At 71.7% G+C, this 19,809-nt stretch carries 16 protein-coding genes; 2 read left to right on the plus strand and 14 right to left on the minus strand.

The annotated features are described in order from the left end of the window. Positions 1–147 precede the first annotated feature (147 nt). The 7 genes from NBY69_RS27780 to NBY69_RS27810 form a co-directional block, all read right to left on the minus strand. The gene (locus NBY69_RS27780; protein ID WP_250304545.1) at positions 148–1,209 is read right to left on the minus strand and encodes a YafY family protein; all 1,062 of its coding nucleotides are present in this window, start codon (positions 1,207–1,209) and stop codon (positions 148–150) included. Positions 1,210–1,252: 43 nt separating this feature from the next. Next, positions 1,253–3,916, minus strand: coding sequence for a pyruvate dehydrogenase (acetyl-transferring), homodimeric type (gene aceE, locus NBY69_RS27785; RefSeq protein WP_250304547.1), 2,664 nt, complete (start codon positions 3,914–3,916; stop codon positions 1,253–1,255). 206 nt (positions 3,917–4,122) lie between these two features. Then, on the minus strand, positions 4,123–4,746 hold the full coding sequence (locus tag NBY69_RS27790) for a GntR family transcriptional regulator (RefSeq protein WP_250304549.1): 624 nt from the start codon (positions 4,744–4,746) through the stop codon (positions 4,123–4,125). Positions 4,747–4,869: 123 nt separating this feature from the next. After that, positions 4,870–6,630, minus strand: coding sequence for a 2-oxoglutarate dehydrogenase, E2 component, dihydrolipoamide succinyltransferase (gene sucB / locus NBY69_RS27795; protein ID WP_250304552.1), 1,761 nt, complete (start codon positions 6,628–6,630; stop codon positions 4,870–4,872). A 71-nt stretch (positions 6,631–6,701) separates the two neighbouring features. Continuing rightward, positions 6,702–8,090: a dihydrolipoyl dehydrogenase gene (lpdA, locus tag NBY69_RS27800; protein WP_250304553.1), complete on the minus strand. Its 1,389-nt coding sequence runs from the start codon at positions 8,088–8,090 to the stop codon at positions 6,702–6,704. A 305-nt stretch (positions 8,091–8,395) separates the two neighbouring features. Further along, positions 8,396–9,907, minus strand: a complete 1,512-nt coding sequence (locus NBY69_RS27805) for a leucyl aminopeptidase (protein ID WP_250304555.1) — start codon at positions 9,905–9,907, stop codon at positions 8,396–8,398. A 141-nt stretch (positions 9,908–10,048) separates the two neighbouring features. Next, positions 10,049–10,813 (minus strand): adenosylcobinamide-GDP ribazoletransferase, encoded by a 765-nt coding sequence (locus NBY69_RS27810; protein WP_250304556.1) that lies wholly within the window; start codon positions 10,811–10,813, stop codon positions 10,049–10,051. A gap of 114 nt (positions 10,814–10,927) precedes the next feature. Between NBY69_RS27810 and NBY69_RS27815 the strand changes: the two genes are divergently transcribed. Beyond that, positions 10,928–11,701, plus strand: coding sequence for a hypothetical protein (locus tag NBY69_RS27815; protein WP_250304558.1), 774 nt, complete (start codon positions 10,928–10,930; stop codon positions 11,699–11,701). Here NBY69_RS27815 and NBY69_RS27820 read toward each other — a convergent pair. The 4 genes from NBY69_RS27820 to NBY69_RS27835 all read right to left on the minus strand — a co-directional run bounded on the left by NBY69_RS27820 (position 11,596) and on the right by NBY69_RS27835 (position 16,781). Then, entirely contained in the window at positions 11,596–12,390 is a 795-nt protein-coding gene (locus tag NBY69_RS27820; protein WP_250304559.1) for a hypothetical protein, read from the minus strand. The two genes, NBY69_RS27815 and NBY69_RS27820, sit on opposite strands and share 106 nt — an antisense overlap. Beyond that, on the minus strand, positions 12,354–14,120 hold the full coding sequence (locus NBY69_RS27825; protein ID WP_250304561.1) for a phosphatidylglycerol lysyltransferase domain-containing protein: 1,767 nt from the start codon (positions 14,118–14,120) through the stop codon (positions 12,354–12,356). Before NBY69_RS27825 ends, NBY69_RS27820 begins: the two co-directional genes overlap by 37 nt. Before the next feature lie 76 nt (positions 14,121–14,196). Next, a complete protein-coding gene (gene cobT / locus NBY69_RS27830) occupies positions 14,197–15,423 on the minus strand; it encodes a nicotinate-nucleotide--dimethylbenzimidazole phosphoribosyltransferase (protein WP_250304563.1) in 1,227 nt (408 codons plus the stop codon). A gap of 155 nt (positions 15,424–15,578) precedes the next feature. Then, positions 15,579–16,781, minus strand: a complete 1,203-nt coding sequence (locus tag NBY69_RS27835; protein WP_250304565.1) for a bifunctional adenosylcobinamide kinase/adenosylcobinamide-phosphate guanylyltransferase — start codon at positions 16,779–16,781, stop codon at positions 15,579–15,581. Positions 16,782–16,911: 130 nt separating this feature from the next. On the opposite strand from NBY69_RS27835, the gene NBY69_RS27840 reads away from it, so the two are divergent. Next, a complete protein-coding gene (locus NBY69_RS27840) occupies positions 16,912–17,151 on the plus strand; it encodes a hypothetical protein (protein WP_250304567.1) in 240 nt (79 codons plus the stop codon). A gap of 70 nt (positions 17,152–17,221) precedes the next feature. Here NBY69_RS27840 and NBY69_RS27845 read toward each other — a convergent pair whose 3' ends face one another. The 3 genes from NBY69_RS27845 to NBY69_RS27855 form a co-directional block, all read right to left on the minus strand. Next, complete coding sequence (locus tag NBY69_RS27845; protein WP_250304568.1) at positions 17,222–18,316, minus strand: S1C family serine protease; 1,095 nt, start codon at positions 18,314–18,316, stop codon at positions 17,222–17,224. A gap of 76 nt (positions 18,317–18,392) precedes the next feature. Next, a complete protein-coding gene (locus tag NBY69_RS27850; protein ID WP_250304570.1) occupies positions 18,393–19,100 on the minus strand; it encodes a bifunctional 2-polyprenyl-6-hydroxyphenol methylase/3-demethylubiquinol 3-O-methyltransferase UbiG in 708 nt (235 codons plus the stop codon). A gap of 86 nt (positions 19,101–19,186) precedes the next feature. Further along, the gene (locus NBY69_RS27855; protein ID WP_250304572.1) at positions 19,187–19,783 is read right to left on the minus strand and encodes a DUF3043 domain-containing protein; all 597 of its coding nucleotides are present in this window, start codon (positions 19,781–19,783) and stop codon (positions 19,187–19,189) included. Positions 19,784–19,809: the final 26 nt, after the last annotated feature.

Raw genomic sequence — 19,809 nt, forward strand, 5'->3', positions numbered from 1 at the left:
GGGGGTGCCGCGTCGGAGTTTCCCTTCCCCGCCCCTTCCCGAACCGGGGCTCTGCCCCGGACCCCGACAGGTGTCCTCAATCGCCGGACGGGCTTGAAATGCGGGCTCGGAGTGCGGGCTTGAAATGCGTCGGCTCGTCCGCGCAGTTCACCCGTACAGTTCCGCCGACCGTCCCGCCGCTTCTACGAACCGCTCGCGCAGCTCCGGTGGATCCAGGACCTCCACCTCGGGCCCGAGGGCGAGCAGTTGCCCGTACGCCACCTCCAGGGACTCCACCGGGAGCACCAGCGTCACCCGGCCCGCCGGGTCGGCCGGGGCGGCGGTGGTGAGTGCCTGGCGGGCCGCCGAGCGGTCCGCCACGTACGGGAGCCTCGCCGCGCCCGATGGCGAGAGCCGCACCCGCACCTCGGCCCGGAGCAGCGACCGCGCGAACCCGGCGGCCCGCGCCTCCCAGAAGCCGGGCAGGTCGAAGTCCTCGTCGCGGACGAAGCGGTCGTCACCGTACGGCACCACCGCGGTGAAGCGGTCGATGCGGTAGACGCGGAACTCCGCGGAGTCCCCGGGAGGGCCGGGAGGCTCGGAGGTGCCGGAGTCTGCTGTGGATCCCGGACGGTCGGGGTTACCGGCGTTACCGGAGCCCCCGGCCGCGTGCGCGCAGACGTACCAGACGCCCGCCTTCAGCACGAGCCCGTACGGTTCCAGCGTCCGCTGCACCTCCGAGCCGTCCCGGCGGCGGTAGCGCGCGGAGATCCGCCGGTCGGCCCAGACGGCGTCGGCCAGCGCGGGCAGCAGCTCCGGGGTCGGCGGCTCCTGGTACCAGCCCGGAGCGTCCAGGTGGAAGCGCTGCGCCGCGGACGCCGGGGCGTCACGCAAGGAGGGGAGGAGGGCCGCGGACACTTTCAGCCGGGCGGCCGAAGCGGCGTCGCCCAGGCCCATCTCCCGCAGCGGGCCGGGCAGTCCGGAGAGGAAGAGCGCCTCGGCCTCGGTGCGGGCCAGGCCGGTCAGCCCGGTGCGGTACCCGCCGACCAGCCGGTAGCCACCGGCCCGGCCGCGCTCCGCGTACACGGGGACGCCCGCCGCCGAGAGGGCGAGGGCGTCCCGGGTGACGGTGCGCTCGGACACATCGAGCTCCTGCGCCAGCTCGGCCGCCTTCATCAGCGGCCGGGACTGGAGCAGGAGCACCATCTTGATCAGACGGGCAGCGCGCATGCCCCCCAGCATGCACGCCGCCACTGACAACGCCCCAGGGGCGTCACACGCCGTAGCGCTCGCGGGCTTCCTTCACGGCCGAGACCGGGACCTCGCCGCGCTTGGCCAGCGAGGCCAGCGCCGCGACCACGATCGACTGCGCGTCGACACCGAAGTGGCGGCGGGCCGCCTCACGGGTGTCCGACAGGCCGAAGCCGTCCGTGCCGAGCGACATCCAGTCCTGCTCGACCCACTGGCTGATCTGGTCGGGAACCTGCCGCATCCAGTCGCTCACCGCGAGCACCGGACCCGGGGCACCGGACAGGGCCTGGGTGACGTACGGCGTGCGCTGCTCGCCGCGGAGCAGCGCCTCGTCGGCTGCCAGCGCGTCCCGGCGCAGCTCGCCCCAGGAGGTCGCGGACCAGACATCGGCCGTGACACCCCAGTCGGCGGCGAGCAGTTCCTGCGCCTCCAGCGCCCAGTGGATCGCCGTACCGGAGGCGAGCAGCTGCATGCGCGGGGCGCCCGCGGCTGCCGTGCCCTCCTTGAAGCGGTACAGGCCGCGGCGGATGCCCTCCTCGACGCCCTCGGGCATCGCGGGCTGCTGCTTCGGCTCGTTGTAGACCGTCAGGTAGTAGAAGACGTTCTCCGCGTCCGGGCCGTACATCCGGCGCAGACCGTCCTTGACGATCACCGCGATCTCGAACGCGAACGCCGGGTCGTAGTTGAGCGACGCCGGGTTGGTCGAGGCGATCAGGTGCGAGTGGCCGTCCGCGTGCTGGAGCCCCTCACCGGTCAGGGTGGTGCGGCCCGCGGTGGCGCCGACGATGAAGCCCCGGCCGAGCTGGTCGGCGAGCTGCCACATCTGGTCCGCGGTGCGCTGCCAGCCGAACATCGAGTAGAAGATGTAGAAGGGGATCATCGGCTCGCCGTGCGTCGCGTACGACGTGGCGGCGGCGACGAAGTCGGCCATGGCGCCGGCCTCGGTGATCCCCTCGTTGAGGATCTGGCCGTCGGAGGCTTCCTTGTAGTACATCAGCTGGTCGCGGTCGACCGCGTCGTAGGTCTGGCCGAGCGGCGAGTAGATGCCCGCCGACGGGAACAGCGACTCCATGCCGAACGTACGGGCCTCGTCGGGAACGATCGGCACCCAGCGCTTGCCGGTCTGCTTGTCCCGCATCAGGTCCTTCATCAGCCGGACGAAGGCCATGGTGGTGGCCATCTCCTGCTGGCCCGAACCCTTGATGAGGGCCTTGAAGGCACGCTCCTCGGGCTCCGGCAGGACCACCTGGTGCACCCGGCGGGCCGGGGCGGGGCCGCCCAGCTCGGCACGGCGCTCCTGGAGGTAACGGACCTCGGGGGAGTCGGCGCCCGGGTGGCCGTAAGGCACCAGGCTCTCGTCCAGCTTCGAGTCCGGGATCGGCAGCTCCAGCAGGTCCCGCATCGCGCGGAACTGCTTGCCGTCCAGCTTCTTCATCTGGTGGTTGGCGTTGCGGGACTCGAAGCCCTCGCCGAGCGTGTAGCCCTTCACGGTCTGCGCGAGGATCACGGTCGGCGCGCCCTTGAACTCCAGGGCCGCCTTGTACGCCGCATACACCTTGCGGGCCTCGTGGCCGCCGCGCGAGGTGTGGAAACACTCGGCGATCTTCGCGTCGGTGAGCAGCTTCGCCAGCTCGGCGAGCGCGGGCTCGGCGCCGAAGAAGTGCTGGCGGATGTAGGCCACGTCGCGCGTCGCGTACGTCTGGAACTGCGCGTCCGGCACCTCGCGCAGGCGGCGGATCAGCGCACCCGTGGTGTCGAGCTGGAACAGCTCGTCCCAGGCGGAACCCCAGAGCGTCTTGACGACGTTCCAGCCGGCCCCGCGGAACAGGGCTTCCAGCTCCTGCACGACACGGAAGTTGGCGCGGACCGGGCCGTCGAGGCGCTGCAGGTTGCAGTTGATGACGAAGGTCAGGTTGTCGAGACCCTCACGCGCCGCCAGGGTGAGCGCGGTCGTCGACTCGGGCTCGTCCATCTCGCCGTCGCCCAGGAACGCCCAGACGTGCGAGTCCGAGGTGTCCTTGATGCCGCGACCGGACAGGTAGCGGTTGAAGCGCGCCTGGTAGATCGAGGAGATCGGGCCCAGGCCCATCGAGACGGTGGGGAACTCCCAGAGCCAGGGCAGCCGGCGCGGGTGCGGGTAGGACGGCAGACCGTCGCCGCCGGCCTCCTGGCGGAAGTTGTCGAGCTGCTGCTCGCTCAGCCGTCCGTCGAGGAAGGCGCGGGCGTATATGCCGGGCGACGCGTGGCCCTGGATGTAGAGCTGGTCGCCGGAGCCGCCCTCCTTGCCGTGGAAGAAGTGGTTGAAGCCGGTCTCGTACAGCCAGGCGGCCGAGGCGAAGGTGGCGATGTGGCCGCCGACGCCGAAGCGGGAGCCACGGGTGACCATCGCCGCCGCGTTCCAGCGGTTCCAGGCGGTGATCCGGCTCTCCATCGCCAGGTCGCCGTCGAAGGCGGGCTCGGCGGAGGTGGGAATGGTGTTGACGTAGTCGGTCTCAAGCAGCTTGGGCAGTGCGAGACCTGCACCGTCGGCCCGCTGCAGCGTGCGGCGCATCAGATATGCGGCACGGTGGGGGCCGGCGGCCTTGGTGACGGCATCGAGGGAGGCCGCCCATTCAGCGGTCTCCTCGGGGTCGCGGTCCGGGAGCTGGTCCAGCTCGCTCGGAAGCTTGCCTACGGGGTCGGTCATGATCGCCGCCTTCCGGACAGAACAGGGGGTGTAGAAGGGCCCGGTCTGGCAGGACAGGGCGACGGGCTGGGTGAAGCCCTCCGGAGACTCTAAGTCGCTGATCGATGATCGATCAAAGGGTTGAAGGGAAAATCTTTCCGTAAAGTAAAAAGTCGGCATGGGGTGTCACGAACTGGGGCACGCGGTGCCGCAAAAACCCGCTCCGACTAGGCTCTCGGCGCACATCCGAGCACATGGTCCTTCACCAGCGGGCCGATCTGCGGATCCCGTCGCCGGAACGCCTCGACCAGGGCCTCGTGCTCCTCCGCGTACGACTTCTGCACGGTCCCCAGCCAGCGGATCGACAGCGCCGTGAACACCTCGATGCCCAGCGACTCCCAGGTGTGCAGCAGGACGCCGTTCCCGGCCGCCCGCACCAGCTCCCGGTGGAAGGCCACCGTGTGCCTGACCTGGGCTGCGCTGTCGCCCGTACGGTCGGCCAGGTACAGCGCGGCGACCGACGGCTCCAGGGCGGACACGTCGGCGGCCAGCCGGTCGACGGCCAGCTCGGCCGCGATCTGTTCCAGACCGGCCCGGACCGGATAGCTCTCCTCCAGGTCGGCCGCGGTCAGATTCCGTACGCGCACGCCCTTGTTGGGGGCCGACTCGATGAGCCGCAGCGTCTCCAGCTCGCGCAGCGCTTCCCGTACGGGCGTCTGGCTGACCTCCAGCTCGACCGCGATCCGCCGCTCCACGATCCGTTCGCCGGGCTTCCAACGCCCGCTGACGATCCCCTCCACGATGTGCTCGCGAATCTGTTCGCGCAGGGAGTGGATGACGGGCGGCGTCAATGTGTGCTCCTTCGGACCGTATTGGTCGGGGTGGGCCGGCCACACGGACCAAGCCCCCCATGACAATACGGCGGCGCCCCCGCCCGGAAGTGATCCGGACGGGGGCGCCACAGGTGAGGCTGGTTACAGGCCGAGCTCGACCTCGAACTCGCCGGCCTCCAGGATCGCCTTGACCGTCGTCAGGTAACGGGCCGCGTCGGCGCCGTCCACCAGGCGGTGGTCGTAGGAGAGGGCCAGGTACGTCATGTCGCGGACGCCGATGACGGTGCCCTCGGCGGTCTCGATGACGGCCGGACGCTTGACGGTCGCGCCGATGCCCAGGATGGCTGCCTGGTTCGGCGGGACGATGACGGTGTCGAACAGCGCACCGCGCGAACCGGTGTTGCTGATCGTGAAGGTCGCACCGGACAGCTCGTCCGGGCTGATCTTGCTGGAACGGACCTTGCCCGCCAGCTCCGCGGTCTTCTTGGAGATACCGGCGAGGTTGAGGTCGCCCGCGTCCTTGATGACCGGGGTCATCAGACCCTTCTCGGAGTCCACCGCGATACCGATGTTCTCGGTGTCGAAGTAGGTGATCGTGCCCTCGTCGTCGTTGATCCGGGCGTTGACGACCGGGTGGGCCTTCAGCGCCTGGGCGGCGGCCTTGACGAAGAACGGCATCGGGGACAGCTTGACGCCCTCACGGGCGGCGAAGCCTTCCTTGGCCTGGTTGCGCAGCTTCATCAGCTTGGTGATGTCCACCTCGACGACCGAGGTGAGCTGCGCCTGCGTGTGCAGGGCCTTCATCATGTTCTCGCCGATGACCTTGCGCATCCGGGTCATCTTGACGGTCTGGCCGCGCAGCGGCGAGACCTCCAGCTTCGGCGCCTTGGCGGCGGCCGGAGCGGCGGCGGTCGGTGCGGGCGCGGCGGCCTTGGCGGCCTCCGCGGCGCTGATGACGTCCTGCTTGCGGATACGGCCACCGACGCCGGTGCCCTTGACCGAGCCCAGGTCCACGCCGCTCTCGCCGGCGAGCTTGCGCACCAGGGGGGTCACGTACGCACCGTCGTCACCGGTGGTCACGGCAGGAGCCGGGGCCGGGGTGACGGGGGCCGGAGCGGCGACCGGAGCCGGGGCGGGCGCCGGAGCGGCCGGGGCAGCGGGCGCGGCCGGAGCCGGGGCCTGCTGGACGGGCGCGGGGGCCGGAGCCGGAGCCGGAGCAGGGGCGGCGGGGGCGGGCGCCGGAGCAGCGACCGGGGCCGGAGCGGCAGCGGGGGCGGCGGCCGGGGCCGCACCCTTCGCGCCGACCACGGCGAGCCGGGCGCCGACCTCGGCGGTCTCGTCCTCGGCGACCAGGATCTCCAGCAGGGTGCCGGCGACGGGCGAGGGGATCTCGGTGTCGACCTTGTCGGTCGAGACCTCCAGCAGCGGCTCGTCCTCGGCGACGTCGTCGCCGACTTCCTTGAGCCAGCGGGTGACGGTGCCCTCGGTGACGCTCTCACCGAGCGCGGGAAGGACGACGTCGGTGCCCTCGGCGGCACCGGCGGGGGGCGCCGGAGCCGTGGCCGGAGCCTCGGCGACCGGGGCCGGAACCTCGGCGATGGGGGCGGGGACAGCGGCCGGAGCCGCAGCGGCGGCCGGGGCCGGGGCGGCAACGGGCGCGCCCGTGCCGTCGTCGATGACGGCGAGCTCGGCGCCGACCTCGACGGTCTCGTCCTCAGCGACCTTGATGGCGGCCAGAACACCGGCGACCGGCGAGGGGATCTCGGTGTCGACCTTGTCGGTCGAGACCTCCAGCAGCGGCTCGTCGGCCTCGACGCGCTCGCCCTCGGCCTTGAGCCAGCGGGTGACGGTGCCCTCGGTGACGCTCTCGCCGAGCGCCGGCAGGGTTACGGAAACCGACATGGTTTCAGTTGCTCCTATCGGAAAATGCGGAATGGTCGTCGCGGCCCTGGGGCTTGCGCCCCTACTGGCTACTAGTCGTGGGAGTGCAGCGGCTTGCCCGCGAGCGCCAGGTGGGCCTCGCCGAGCGCCTCGCTCTGCGTCGGGTGCGCGTGGATGAGCTGCGCGACCTCGGCGGGGAGAGCCTCCCAGTTGTAGATCAGCTGGGCTTCGCCGACCTGCTCGCCCATACGGTCACCGACCATGTGGACGCCGACGACGGCACCGTCCTTGACCTGGACGAGCTTGACCTCGCCCGACGTCTTGAGGATCTTGCTCCTGCCGTTGCCGGCCAGGTTGTACTTCAGCGCGACGACCTTGTCGGCGCCGTAGATCTCCTTGGCCTTGGCCTCGGACAGGCCCACGGACGCGACCTCGGGGTGGCAGTACGTCACCTTCGGCACACCGTCGTAGTCGATCGGCACGGTCTTCAGACCGGCCAGCCGCTCGGCCACCAGGATGCCCTCGGCGAAGCCGACGTGCGCGAGCTGGAGGGTCGGGGCCAGGTCACCGACGGCCGAGATGGTCTCGACGTTGGTGCGCATGTACTCGTCGACCAGGACGTAGCCGCGGTCCATCGCGACGCCCTGCTCCTCGTAACCGAGGCCCTGCGAGACCGGTCCGCGGCCGATGGCCACGAGCAGCACCTCGGCCTCGAACTCCTTGCCGTCCGCCAGGGTGACCTTGACGCCGTTCCCGGTGTACTCGGCCTTCTGGAAGAAGGTGCCCAGGTTGAACTTGATGCCGCGCTTGCGGAACGCGCGCTCCAGGAGCTTCGAGCTGTTCTCGTCCTCGACCGGCACGAGGTGCTTCAGGCCCTCGACGATGGTCACGTCGGTGCCGAAGGACTTCCACGCCGAGGCGAACTCGACGCCGATGACGCCGCCGCCCAGGATGATGGCCGACTCCGGGACCCGGTCCAGCACCAACGCGTGGTCCGAGGAGATGATGCGGTTGCCGTCGATCTCCAGGCCGGGCAGCGACTTCGGTACGGAGCCGGTGGCGAGGAGAACGTGACGGCCCTGGATGCGGCGGCCGTCGACGTCGACGGAGGTCGGGGAGGAGAGACGCCCCTCACCCTCGATGTAGGTCACCTTGCGCGAGGCGACCAGACCCTGCAGACCCTTGTAGAGGCCCGCGATCACATCGTCCTTGTACTTGTGGACCCCTGCGATGTCGATGCCCTCGAAAGTGGCCTTGACACCGAACTGCTCGCTCTCACGCGCCTGGTCGGCGATCTCGCCGGCGTGCAGCAGGGCCTTCGTGGGGATGCAGCCGTTGTGCAGGCAGGTGCCGCCGAGCTTGTTCTTCTCGATCAGGGCGACGTCCAGACCCAGCTGCGCTCCGCGCAGCGCCGCGGCGTAACCGCCGCTACCGCCGCCGAGAATCACTAGGTCGAAAACGGTGCTGGCGTCGTTCGCCACGTCACGTCCTCCATGCATGGTGCGCCGGTGCCGGTCTTCCCTGACCGGGCGGCGGCGGGTGTACGGCCGCTTTTATTCGGCCCTGTGGTGGGGGCCCTGTCCTGCCGAGAACCCATCTTCGCACTTGTCGGCGGCCGACGGGACGCCGGGCCGGAGTGCGGTACGTCCCATCCGCCGTCCGGGCGCCTCACCCGGGCGTACGCACGTACGGATTTCGTTCAGGGCGAACACCGGCAAGGACAGAGCAAAGCCGTACGGCCCCGGGCGGTGAGCCCGGGGCCGTACGGGATGAAGCGTGGTGCGGCTCAGCCGAGGTCGCCCTCGGCGGTGCGCTCCGCGAGGCGCACCAGGGTGCGGATCGCCGAGCCGGTGCCGCCCTTGGGCGTGTAGCCGAACGGAGCGGCCTCGTTGAACGCCGGGCCCGCGATGTCGAGGTGGGCCCAGGTGATGCCCTCGCCCACGAACTCCTTGAGGAACAGACCGGCGACCAGGCCGCCGCCCATCCGCTCGCCCATGTTGGCGATGTCGGCGGTGGGGGAGTCCATGGCCTTGCGCAGGTGCGCGGGGAGCGGCATGGGCCAGGACGGCTCGCCGACCTCCTCCGAGATCTCGTGCAGCTCGGTGCGGAAGGCGTCGTCGTTGGACATGATGCCGAAGGTGCGGTTGCCCAGCGCCATCATCATCGCGCCGGTCAGGGTCGCCACGTCGACGATCGCGTCCGGGGCCTCCTCGGAGGCCTTCGCCAGGGCGTCGGCCAGGACGAGACGGCCCTCGGCGTCGGTGTTGAGGACCTCGACGGTCTTGCCGCTGTACATGTTCAGGACGTCACCCGGGCGGGTGGCGGAGCCCGACGGCATGTTCTCGGCGAGCGCCAGCCAGCCGGTCACGTTGACCTGGAGGCCGAGCCGCGCGGCGGTGACGACGGCGGCGAACACGGCGGCGGCGCCGGCCATGTCGCACTTCATCGTCTCGTTGTGACCGGCCGGCTTGAGGGAGATGCCGCCCGAGTCGTAGGTGATGCCCTTGCCGACGAAGGCAAGCGACTTCTCCGCCTTGGCGTGCGTGTACGAGAGCTTCACCAGCCGCGGCGGGGCCTCCGAGCCGACGCCGACGCCGAGGATGCCGCCGAAGCCGCCCTTGGCGAGCGCCTTCTCGTCGAGCACCTGCACCTTGATGCCGTGCTCCTTGCCGGCCGCGGTGGCGACAGCGGCGAAGGCGGCCGGGTTCAGCTCGTTCGGCGGGGTGTTGACCAGGTCGCGGGCGCGGTTGATCTCCTCGGCCACGGCCACGGCGCGCTCGGCGGCGGCCTTGTGCGCCTTGTCGCGCGGCTTGGCACCGAGCAGGGCGACCTCGCCGAGCGGGCCCTTGTCGTCCTTGCCGACGGACTGGAAGGCGGTGAAGGCGTACGAGCCGAGCAGCGCGCCCTCGCCGATCGCCTGGACGTCCTCGGCGGATCCGACGGGCAGCGCGAACGCGGCCTTCTTGGCGCCGACCAGCGTACGGGCCGCGACACCGGCGGCGCGGCGCAGCGCCTCTTCGTCGTACTCCTCGTCCTTGCCGGGGACGGCACCGAGGCCGACGGCCAGGACGAGCGGGGCCTTGAGACCGGCGGGCGCGGGGACCTTGGTCGCCTCGCCCTCGCCGCCGGTGGCGCCGAGAGTCTCCAGAACGGCGGCGAGCTTTCCGTCGAACGCCTTGTCCACGGCTTCGGCGCCGGGTGCGACCACGGGGCCCTTGGCGCCCTTCGCCACGCCTACGACGACGACATCGGCGCGCAGCGTCGCGGCGCCGGCCGTGCTGAGAGTGAGAGCAGTCACGGTGGTGAAATCTCGCTTCCGTTGAGTTTGTCGGTGGCCGATGGATGGGGCCGCTCCGCCCGAGAGCCTACGCTCGGTGACGGAAATCGCCCACGCGGGCTGCGCCTTCGGCCAGGATCGGTGTGCCGGGCCCGACCGGTCTCAGCCGAACGTCAGCACCACGAGGGCCGCGGTCGCCGCCGTCTCGGCCAGCGCGCCGAACACGTCGCCGGTCACCCCGCCGAAGCGCTTCACGCAGTGCCGCAGCATGAGTTGGGCCGCACCGAGCGCGAGAATCACGGCCAGCGCGTGGCGCAGCGCGCCGTACGGACCGAAGAGCGCCCCCGCCCCCGCGCCGGCCGCGGTGACCACGGCGGCGACGGCCAGCGCGGTGCACAGGGGCACCGTTCCGGCCACCGCGGCGCCCAGCCCGTCCGGCCGTGCCGCGGGGACGCCCCGGCGGCAGGCCAGCGTCAGCGCCACCCTGGCCGCGAGCGCGGCGACGACGGCGGCGGCCGTGCCGTACGCCCAGCCGTCCCCGTAGAGCCGGGTCAGCGCGGCGATCTGCGCCAGCAGTACCAGGACCAGCGTCACCACCCCGAACGGGCCGATGTCCGACTGCTTCATGACGCGCAGCGCGTCCTCGGCCGGTTTCGCGCTGCCCAGACCGTCGGCGACGTCCGCGAGACCGTCCAGATGCAGACCGCGGGTGAGGACGGCGGGTACGGCCGTACCCGCCACGGCGGCGAGCAGCGGGCCCGAGCCGAGCAGCAGCAGAAGAGCGCCGAGCGCGGCGGCGGCCAGCCCCACGACCAGCCCGGCCAGCGGGGCGCAGACCATCCCGGAGCGGGCCGCCGCCCGGTCCCAGCGCGTCACCCGGACCGGAAGGACCGTGAGCGTGCCGAAAGCGAAACGTATGCCGTCCATGCCGCGCAGGTTATCCACCACCCCTATTCCGTGCGTGCCAGACCCCGTGACGCCGCCCCCCCCGTGCGCCAGGCGGGCTAAGTTACCCAGGACGGACAAAAGGGAGCAGGTGGCATGGGTCACTGGTGGGACCGGAACATCGTGGAACCGGGCAAGCTCCCGCTGACGCTCGCTCTGCTCTCGTTCGTGCTGTCCTTCCTGATCGCGCGCACCGTGGCCCGGCTGATCCGGGCGGGCCGCGGCCCGTTCCGGAACGTGACGCCCGGCGGGATGCACATCCACCACGTCGTCCCCGGCGTCGTCCTGGTGGTCATCGGCGGCTTCGGCGCGGTCACCAGCGGCACCCGGGGATGGGGCGCCGCGGTCTGTGCGGTGATCTTCGGGAGCGGCGCGGGGCTGGTCCTCGACGAGTTCGCCCTGCTGCTCCACCTGAACGACGTGTACTGGAGCGAACAGGGCCGCAAGAGCGTCGAGATCGTGGTCCTCACCGTGGCACTGGTGGGCCTGGTGCTCGGCGGGTTCCTGCCGTTCGGGGTCAACGAACTCTCCCCGGCCGAACGGCAGGACCGCGGGCTGTTCGCCGTGAACACCGTGGTGAACTTCGGCTTCGCACTCATCGCGCTGAGCAAGGGCAAACCCCGTACGGCACTGATCGGCGCCGTGGTGCCCTTCGTCGCTCTGGTCGGCGCGGTCCGGCTCGCCCGGCCCACCTCCCCGTGGGCCAAGCGCTTCTACCGCTCCCGGCACCGGACCCGCGCCAGAGCGACCCGGCGCGCCTACCGTCACGACAAACGCTGGGCCGGGCCCCGGCGCCGGTTCGAGGAGCTGATCGGCGGCGCCCCCGACAGGACGGAGCTGCCCGGCCGTGACCCGGGGCCGCGCCCCTGACGCTGCCGGTCCCGCCAGGCCGAGAAGGCGCAGATCACGAGTGCCGCCAGGATCGCGGCGATGTGCTCCTTGCCCGCCAGGTTGTCCTTGACGACCAGCTCCAGGATCATCCCGACGATCACCACGCCCCCCGTCCACCAGGCCCGCAGCCGCCAGCAGAGATAGACGGCGAGACCCACCACTGCGGCCGAGGGGCCGGTGTCGACGATCAGCGCGTCGGACGCGGGAGTGCCGAACACGTGGTGGGGGCCCAGGGAGATGGCGACGCGTGCGTACAGCGTGCCGGCCAGCGTGGTGATGTACGCGATCACCAGCGTCCGCCACCACCCGATGCAGATCTCGGCGATGCTGAAGACCAGCAGGATCTGCGCCAGCGCGCCCCATACGGGCAGGTCCAGCGCCGGTACGAACAGCGACAGCGGCGTTCGCAGCAGCGCCAGCCAGAGCGGGTCGCGCGCCTGGACGAACCCTATGTCGCTCACCGGCCCCAGGCCCCACGACTGGTTCTGCAGGATCTGGAAGAGCGCGGTCAGCGCGACCGCCCCGAGCGTCAGGGGGATGGCCCGCCACTTCCTGGTGACCAGCGCGTGCCGTACGACGGGGAAGAGCGGACCCCATTCGCGGCGGGCCGCCGCACGCAGGGCGCGCCCGGTCACCGTCTGGTCCCGAGCGGCTTGCGGTGCAGCCATGCGGGCAGCCCCGGTGCTTCCAGGAAGCCCTCGGCACGGGCCGATGCGACAGCGATGCGCAGCAGGTCTGCGCTCTTCTCGAAGAGCATGAAGCGTGGCTCCCAAATTGGCCGGTACTTGGCGTTGGCGCGGTACAGCGACTCGATCTGCCACCACCGGGAAAAGAAGGTGAGGAACGAGCGCCACAGCCTCAGCACGGGGCCAGCCCCGAGCTTCGAGCCACGTTCGAAGACTGATCTGAACATCGCGAAGTTCAGTGAGACCTGAGTGATCCCGATCTCCTTCGCCCGCTGCAGGAGTTCGATGATCATGAATTCCATCAGGCCGTTCTCGGCATCCCGGTCACGGCGCATCAGATCCAGCGACAGGCCCGCGGGGCCCCACGGGACGAAGCTCAGAACGGCGCGCAACTCGCCTTCCCCGTCCGTGCATTCGAGCATCACGCAGCGTCCGTCGGCCGGGTCGCCGAGCCGCCCGAGCGCCATCGAGAACCCGCGCTCGGTGGTCCCGTCGCGCCAGTCGTCGGCGCGGCGCACCAGCACGTCCATCTCGGCGTCCGGGATCTCCTCGTGGCGGCGGATCCGGACCGTGTACCCGGCGCGCTTCACCCGGTTGTACGCCTGGCGCACGGTGCGCATGGCGCGGCCGTCCAGGGTGAACTCGGCGATCTCCACGATCGCCTCGTCGCCGAATTCCAGCGCGTCCAGGCCGTGCCTGGCGTACACCGTGCCGGCCTCCTCGCTCGCGCCCATCACCGCGGGCAGCCAGCCGTGTTCGCGCGCCTCGGCCAGCCAGTTCCCGATCGCGCCCGGCCACGCCTCCGGATCGCCGATCGGATCCCCGGAGGCGAGCGAGACCCCGCCGAGCACCCGGTAGGCGACCGCCGCCTTGCCGGTGGGTGACCAGATGACGCTCTTGTCCCGGCGCAGGGCGAAGTAGCCGAGCGAGTCGCGCTCGCCCTGCCGGTCCAGCAGGGCGCGCAGCTGGTTCTCGTCCTGCGCGGTGATCGGGTCGACCGCACGGCGGGAGCGGAACGCCGCGTAGAGCACGGCGAGCAGCAGCAGGGTGGAGAGCGCGTTGATGGCGATGTCGACCCAGTTGGGCGTCTCGATCCCCTGGATGTGCGAGTCGTCGGGCACCAGCGAGACCAGCCGCATGAAGCCGTACCGCCAACGGCCCAGGAACGTCGAACGGGTCTCGTCGTGGGCGGTGTTGGTGACGGTCACCAGCAGCGAGGCCAGCAGCGAGCAGACCAGCACCCCGCCGACGGCGACGGCCGCGGCGAGTTTGGGGTTGGAGCGGTCGCCCTTCGCGTAGTACTCCCGCCGGCCGATCAGCAGGGAGACCACGAAGGCCGTCGTCAGCACCAGCGAGACCCAGTTCTGCGGGTACCGGCGGAACTCCGGGAAACACATGGCGAGGCCGAGCACCAGCAGGAAGAGCCCGCTGATCACCAGGTTGAGGATCCAGGCGGCCCGCTTGCGGCGGCGCATGGTGATCGCCAGGAAGAGGGTGAACGCGCCCGAGGCGAAGCCCGCGGTCAGCATGTAGGGCGTGAAGTAGAAGTCGGTGTTGTGGCGGCGCAGGTCCTGGCCCAGGGAGACCCAGGCGGCACTCAGGAAGTTGATGAACGACACGGCGCGCAGATACCAGACGGCGAATGCCGCACTGCGGCGCGACCGGACGCTGGTCAGGGGTGTGACCCCGGCGGATGTGCGGACTTCTCCCATGAAACGCGATGATATGGGGCGCCGTGCGTCACGTCGGGGGTGTGTTGTGGCCGACGGTCAGCCGCCGGCCACGGGCTCACTCCCCACCGTCCCCCACCGCGGTCTCCGCCGCCACCGAAGTCGCGTCATCCGCAGGGGATTTCGGCGAAGCTTCACTCGGCGTTGTCCCGCTTTCCGCCGTCTCTTCCGGTGTTGTTCGCTCGCCCGACGCCTCGCTGGACGTCTCGTCTGCGCCGCCGTCGGTAGCCGTGCCGTCGGTGGTGCGCTCCGGCAGTTCGGCCAGCAGCGCCGCCGTGGCCTGGACGAGCGGCAGCGCGAGCAGCGCCCCCGTGCCCTCGCCGACCGTCACCCCGTGGTCGAGCAGCGGGGTGAGTGCCATCCGGTCCAGTGCCTTCGCCTGGGCCGGTTCGCCGCTGACCTGCCCGGCCAGCCAGGAGTCGGGGGCGCGGAAGGCGGCCCGCTGGGCCACCAGCGCGCAGGCCGCGGAGACCACGCCGTCGAGGATCACCGGCACCCGGCGTACCGCGCACTGGAGCAGGAACCCCGTCATCGCGGCCAGATCGGCGCCGCCGACCGTGGCGAGCAGTTCCAGCTGGTCACCGAGGACCGGACGGGCCCGGCGCAGCGCGTCCCTGATCGCCGCACACTTGCGCATCCACGCCAGATCGTCGATGACCGCGCCGCCGCGCCCGGTGACCACCGAGGCGTCCGTGCCGCAGAGCGCCGCGATCAACGTGGACGCTGCCGTCGTGCCGCCCACGCTCAGGTCGCCCAGGACGACCAGATCGGTGCCCGAGTCGGCCTCCTCGTCGGCGATGGCCATCCCCAGACGGACCGCCTGCTCGGCCTCCTCCGAGGTGAGCGCGTCCTCGATGTCGATCCGCCCGGTCCCGCGGCGCACCCGGTGCCGGACGACCTCGTCGGGCAGCAGTGCGGGATCGCAGTCCAGACCGGCGTCGACGATCCGCACCGGCACACCGAGCCTGCGGGCCAGCACGGCGACAGGGCTCTCCCCGTCGAGCACGGCCCGCACCAGCCGGTGCGCACTCCCGGCGGGCCGGGCCGACACACCCAGCCCGGCCACCCCGTGGTCGCCCGCGAACAGCACCACGCGCACCGTCTCGACGGGCCTGACCGGCGCCGCGGACTGCGCCGCGGAGAGCCACTCACCCAGTTCGTCGAGCCGGCCGAGAGCGCCGGGCGGAACGGTCAGCCGCTCCCGGCGTTCCTCGGCGTCGCGCCGTACGCCGCCGTCGGGGCGTTCGATCAGATCGGAGAAGTCGTCGAGATTCAGCGAGCTCATTCGCCGAACAGTACCGGCAGCTTTCCTGGTGAGATGTCCATGGACCGCCCGGAGGGCCATACGTTCCACTGTGCGCCGGATTGTCACCCGCGGGCTTCTCACCCCCCGCTTCTCACCCCCCGCTTCTCACCCGCGGCCTTTCACCCCCCCGCTTCTCACCCCCGCAGTACGACGGCCTGCCCCGCGACGATCAGCAGCACGTGCTCGCACTCGGCAGCGAAGGCCGCGTTGAGCCGCCCCAGCTCGTCGCGGAACCGCCGGCCGGACGCGGTCGCGGGCACCACACCGGAGCCGACCTCGTTGCTGACGGCGACGACGGCGCGCTCCGTGGCCCGTACGGCGGCGACCAGTTCGGCCACCCGCGCGCGCAGCGCCGCCTCGCCGCCGCCCGCCCACCGGTCGTCGTCCCAGGCGCCCGCCCGGTCCATCGCGTCGGTCAGCCACAGCGACAGACAGTCGATCAGCAGCGGAGGCCCGCCGTCCGCCAGCAACGGCGCCAGCTCGCAGGTCTCCTCGGTGCGCCACGACCCCGGCCTGCGCTCCCGGTGCAGCCCGACCCGGGACGCCCACTCGGCGTCCCCGTCCCGGGTGCCGCCCGTCGCGACGTACACCACCTCGGGGAAGGCTTCGAGACGCCGCTCGGCCTCCACGGACTTGCCGGAGCGCGCCCCGCCGAGCACCAGGGTGCGGCGCGGCAGATCGGGCACCGCGTGATACTCGCCGACGATCAGCGTCGTCCCGTCGGGCACCGCCCGTGCCCCTGCGGCGGCCAGCCGCCGGTCCAGCTCGGCGCCCGGCGGCGCCTCGTGGCCCAGGTGGACGGCGATCACATCCGTCGTGGACCCGACGGCCCCCGTCGCCCGCAGCCTGGCCAGCGCGTCCGGGCGCCCGGTGACATCGGCGACGACCATCTCGTACGGAGCGGAACCGTCCTCCGAGAGCCCCGCCGGGGACGCGCCGGGCGGCAGGTAGAGCAGCCGCTCACCGCCCGGTGACGTCACCTCGTACCCGGTGCCGGGGGAGTCCATCGGCACCGCCCGCACCCGGTGGCCGCTGAGCAGCGTCAACACCCGCCCGTCGGCCACCCGGCCCGCGGACGGCAGCCCGGCGGGCAGTTCCACCGGAGGCCCGCCGTGCGGGTGGGTGAGCAGCACCTGGCGCACCCCGGTGAGCGAATGCCCGGCGCGGGCCGCGGCCAGCGCGGCCCCCGGAGTGAGGTCGAGCAGCAGGACGCCGTCCAGCAGCAGCGCGGTCGCGGCACGCGCCCGGTCGCCGCGGGCACTGGCGCAGGCGGCGCAGGGACAGTCGGGACGGGGCAGCCCGTCGGGGGCACCGGTGCCGAGCAGAGTGAGTTCCACGTATCCGATCCTCCCGCGCCCCCGCGCCCGGTGCGCGCCCGGCTACGCTGCCAGCAGGCCGTGATCCCGCCGGGGTCGACCCCGCGGGCGCACGGCCGGGCCGAGACAGCGTGGCATCCAGGAGGCGGACATGGCGTGGACGTGGCGGTTCGAGAAGTCCGACGGTACGGAGACACAGCCCTCGGTGGTGCCCGAGGAGTTCACCACGCAGGGCGACGCGGAGTCCTGGATCGGCGAGGCGTGGAAGGAGCTCGCCGAGGGCGGCGCCGACCAGGTGCGGCTCTTCGAGGACACGACCGAGATCTACGGACCGATGAGCCTGCACCCCGAGGAAGCCGCAGAGCAGGCGGACACGGCCGACCAGGCCTGACGGCGTACGGGGAGGGGCGGCACCCGGCCGGGTGCCGCCCCTCCCCGTGCCGGACCGTGCGCTCCGGCGCCTACATCGCGCCCAGCGTGACCTCGACCGTCTTCTTGGCGCTGTCGCGCTGGTAGCCGACCTTGACCTGCTGACCCGGCTTGTACGAGGCCAGCGCCTCGGAGAGCGCGGGCAACGAGGCGATCGGGGTGGTGCCCAGCTGGGTGATGACGTCCCCGGTACGCAGCCCGGCCTTCTCCGCGGCGCCGTTCTTCGTGACGGCGACCACCGCGACCCCGGCGGGCTGGAATCCGGCGTTGACGACGGACCGGCCGGTGATGCCCAGGGCGGCCCGGCCGGAGTTGGTGACCTTGCCGTCCTTGATGATCTGGTCGGCGATGTTCGTGACCATCGAGGCGGGGATCGCGAAGCCGATGCCGGGCGCCGCGCCGTTGCCCAGCTGCGGGTCGGTCGCCGCCAGGGTGGGGATGCCGATGACCTTGCCGTCGAGGTTGACCAGGGCGCCGCCGCTGTTGCCGGGGTTGATCGCGGCCGAGGTCTGCACCATGTTGCCGATGGTCGCTCCGGTGCCGCCGTTCGCGCTGCTCTCGCTGACGGTGCGCCCGGTGGCGGAGACGATGCCCTGCGTGACGCTGCTGGAGAGCCCCAGCGGGGAGCCCATCGCGAGCACGATCTGACCCATGTCGACCTTCGACGACGGGGCGAACGAGGCGGGCTTGAGCTGGGAGGGCACCGTGTCGAGCTTGATGACCGCGAGGTCCTGCGCGGGGTAGCTGGAGACCAGCTTGGCGCTCAGCTGGGTGCCGCCGGTGGCCGAGGTGACCTTGAACTGCTTCGCGTTGCCGACCACATGGGCGTTGGTGACGATGTCGCCCTTGTCGTCGTAGACGATGCCCGAACCGAGGTCGTTGCCCGACACGATCTGGACGACGGAGGGCAGGACGTTCTTGATGACCTGCTCGTAGTTGGTCTGCAGGCCGCTGCCACCGTTCGACGACGACGCTGCGGGCAGGGCCGACGGCGTGGATCCGGAGCCGGGCGCCGGGGAGGAAGAACCGGCGCCCGAACAGCCGCCGACCAGGGCGACCGCACAGATCCCCGCGGTCAGGGGCAGCAGCAGTCGGTGTACACGGCCACGGTTACGGGAGGAGTCCATGCCCGTAGTGTCGCTTTTGCCGGATCAGGTCTGCCTGCGGTGTGAGCCGATCAGGGGAAGGCGTCAGGGGAGGACGTCAGCCCCGTACGCCGCACAGGTGCAGCAGCGCGGCCACGTTCTTGTACGGCTCGGTGCGCCCGGCGCGGTCCTCCGCGGCCAGCAGCTGGTCCAGCTCCTGGGCCGACGGCAGCTCCGCGTCGTTGGGCACGTTGTCGGTGAAGACCCGCACGCCGTACCAGGCGTGCAGCGGGGCCGCGATCCCCGCCAGCGTGGCCGTCAGCGCTTCCAGCCGGTCGGCGCGCACCGTCAGGCCGAGCCGGTTGGTGTACGTGTCGGTGTCGAAGGCCGCCAGGGCCGTGGGCCAGTCGGCCGCCAGCCCCGGCCGCATCGCCAGTGCGTCCGCGTTGCGGACCAGCAGCGAGAGCAGCCCGCCCGGCGCCAGCATCCGGGCCAGGCCCGCCAGCATCCCGTCCGGCTCCGGCACGTACATCAGCACCCCGTGGCACAGCACCACGTCGAAGCTGCCCGGGAGGAAGTGCGCGCCGGTCTCCCGGCCGTCGCCGTCCAGCAGCCGCACCCGCTCGCGGATGCCCTCGGGCTCGGTGGCCAGCGCGTCACGGGCCACCTTGAGCATCACGGGGTCCGACTCCAGGCCGGTCACCGTGTGCCCGGCACGGGCCAGCCGCAGGGCCTGGGTGCCCTGCCCCGTACCGACGTCGAGGATCCGCAGGCGCTGTCCGACCGGGAAGCGGGCCGTCAGCTGCTCGTCGAGCTGGCGCGCCACGAGCTCCTGGCGGACGGTGTTACGCAGTCCGCCGAGGCCCTTCAGCCAGGCGGACGCGGCGCCGTCGAACCCCGAGGTTCCCGTGCTCAGGGCCGTTCTCCGCGCTTGACCTGCGGCTTCGGCAGACGCATCCGGCGCATCTGGAGCGTACGCATCAGGCCGTAGGCGACGGCGCCGCGCTTCGGCTCGTCCGGGAAGCGCTCGTTCAGCTGCTTCTTCAGGCGGAACCAGACACCGATCGAGTCGATGACGATCAGCACGATCACCACGAGCCAGAGGAGCAGCGCGATGCTCTGGATGCCCGGTACCTGGATGACGCTGAGCACCAGGATGATCACGGCGAGCGGCAGGAAGAACTCGGCCAGGCACCAGCGGGAGTCGACGTAGTCCCGGGCGAAGCGGCGGGCGCGGCCCTTGTCGCGGGCCGGCAGGTAGCGCTCGTCGCCACTGGCGAGGGCTTCGCGCTGCTTGGCCATGTCCGCACGGCGGGCGTCACGCTGGCGCTTGGCAGCCTCCTTGCGGTCGGTCGTCGGAGTGACCGCGCGGCGTCGCTGGGACTGCGCCTCACTCCGCTTGGGGGTGGGGCGACCTTTGGGGGCCTGCGGGTCGCGGGGCTGCTTGGAGAGGTCCGTCGTCACCTTGGAGGTGCGGGCCTTCTCTTCATTGGCGCGGCTTCGGAACACAAAACCCAAGGGTACGGGGTGGCGTG

The organism is Streptomyces sp. A 4/2 (assembly GCF_940670765.1).
Taxonomy (GTDB): domain Bacteria; phylum Actinomycetota; class Actinomycetes; order Streptomycetales; family Streptomycetaceae; genus Streptomyces.

Excerpts from the sequence above, each read along its gene's own strand:
- NBY69_RS27780 (WP_250304545.1), bottom strand. The coding sequence starts at position 1,209 with ATGCGCGCTGCCCGTCTGATCAAGATGGTGCTCCTGCTCCAGTCCCGG.
- aceE (WP_250304547.1), bottom strand. The coding sequence starts at position 3,916 with ATGACCGACCCCGTAGGCAAGCTTCCGAGCGAGCTGGACCAGCTCCCG.
- sucB (WP_250304552.1), bottom strand. The coding sequence starts at position 6,630 with ATGTCGGTTTCCGTAACCCTGCCGGCGCTCGGCGAGAGCGTCACCGAG.
- NBY69_RS27810 (WP_250304556.1), bottom strand. The coding sequence starts at position 10,813 with ATGGACGGCATACGTTTCGCTTTCGGCACGCTCACGGTCCTTCCGGTC.
- NBY69_RS27815 (WP_250304558.1), top strand. The coding sequence starts at position 10,928 with ATGGGTCACTGGTGGGACCGGAACATCGTGGAACCGGGCAAGCTCCCG.
- NBY69_RS27820 (WP_250304559.1), bottom strand. The coding sequence starts at position 12,390 with ATGGCTGCACCGCAAGCCGCTCGGGACCAGACGGTGACCGGGCGCGCC.
- NBY69_RS27825 (WP_250304561.1), bottom strand. The coding sequence starts at position 14,120 with ATGGGAGAAGTCCGCACATCCGCCGGGGTCACACCCCTGACCAGCGTC.
- cobT (WP_250304563.1), bottom strand. The coding sequence starts at position 15,423 with ATGAGCTCGCTGAATCTCGACGACTTCTCCGATCTGATCGAACGCCCC.
- NBY69_RS27840 (WP_250304567.1), top strand. The coding sequence starts at position 16,912 with ATGGCGTGGACGTGGCGGTTCGAGAAGTCCGACGGTACGGAGACACAG.
- NBY69_RS27845 (WP_250304568.1), bottom strand. The coding sequence starts at position 18,316 with ATGGACTCCTCCCGTAACCGTGGCCGTGTACACCGACTGCTGCTGCCC.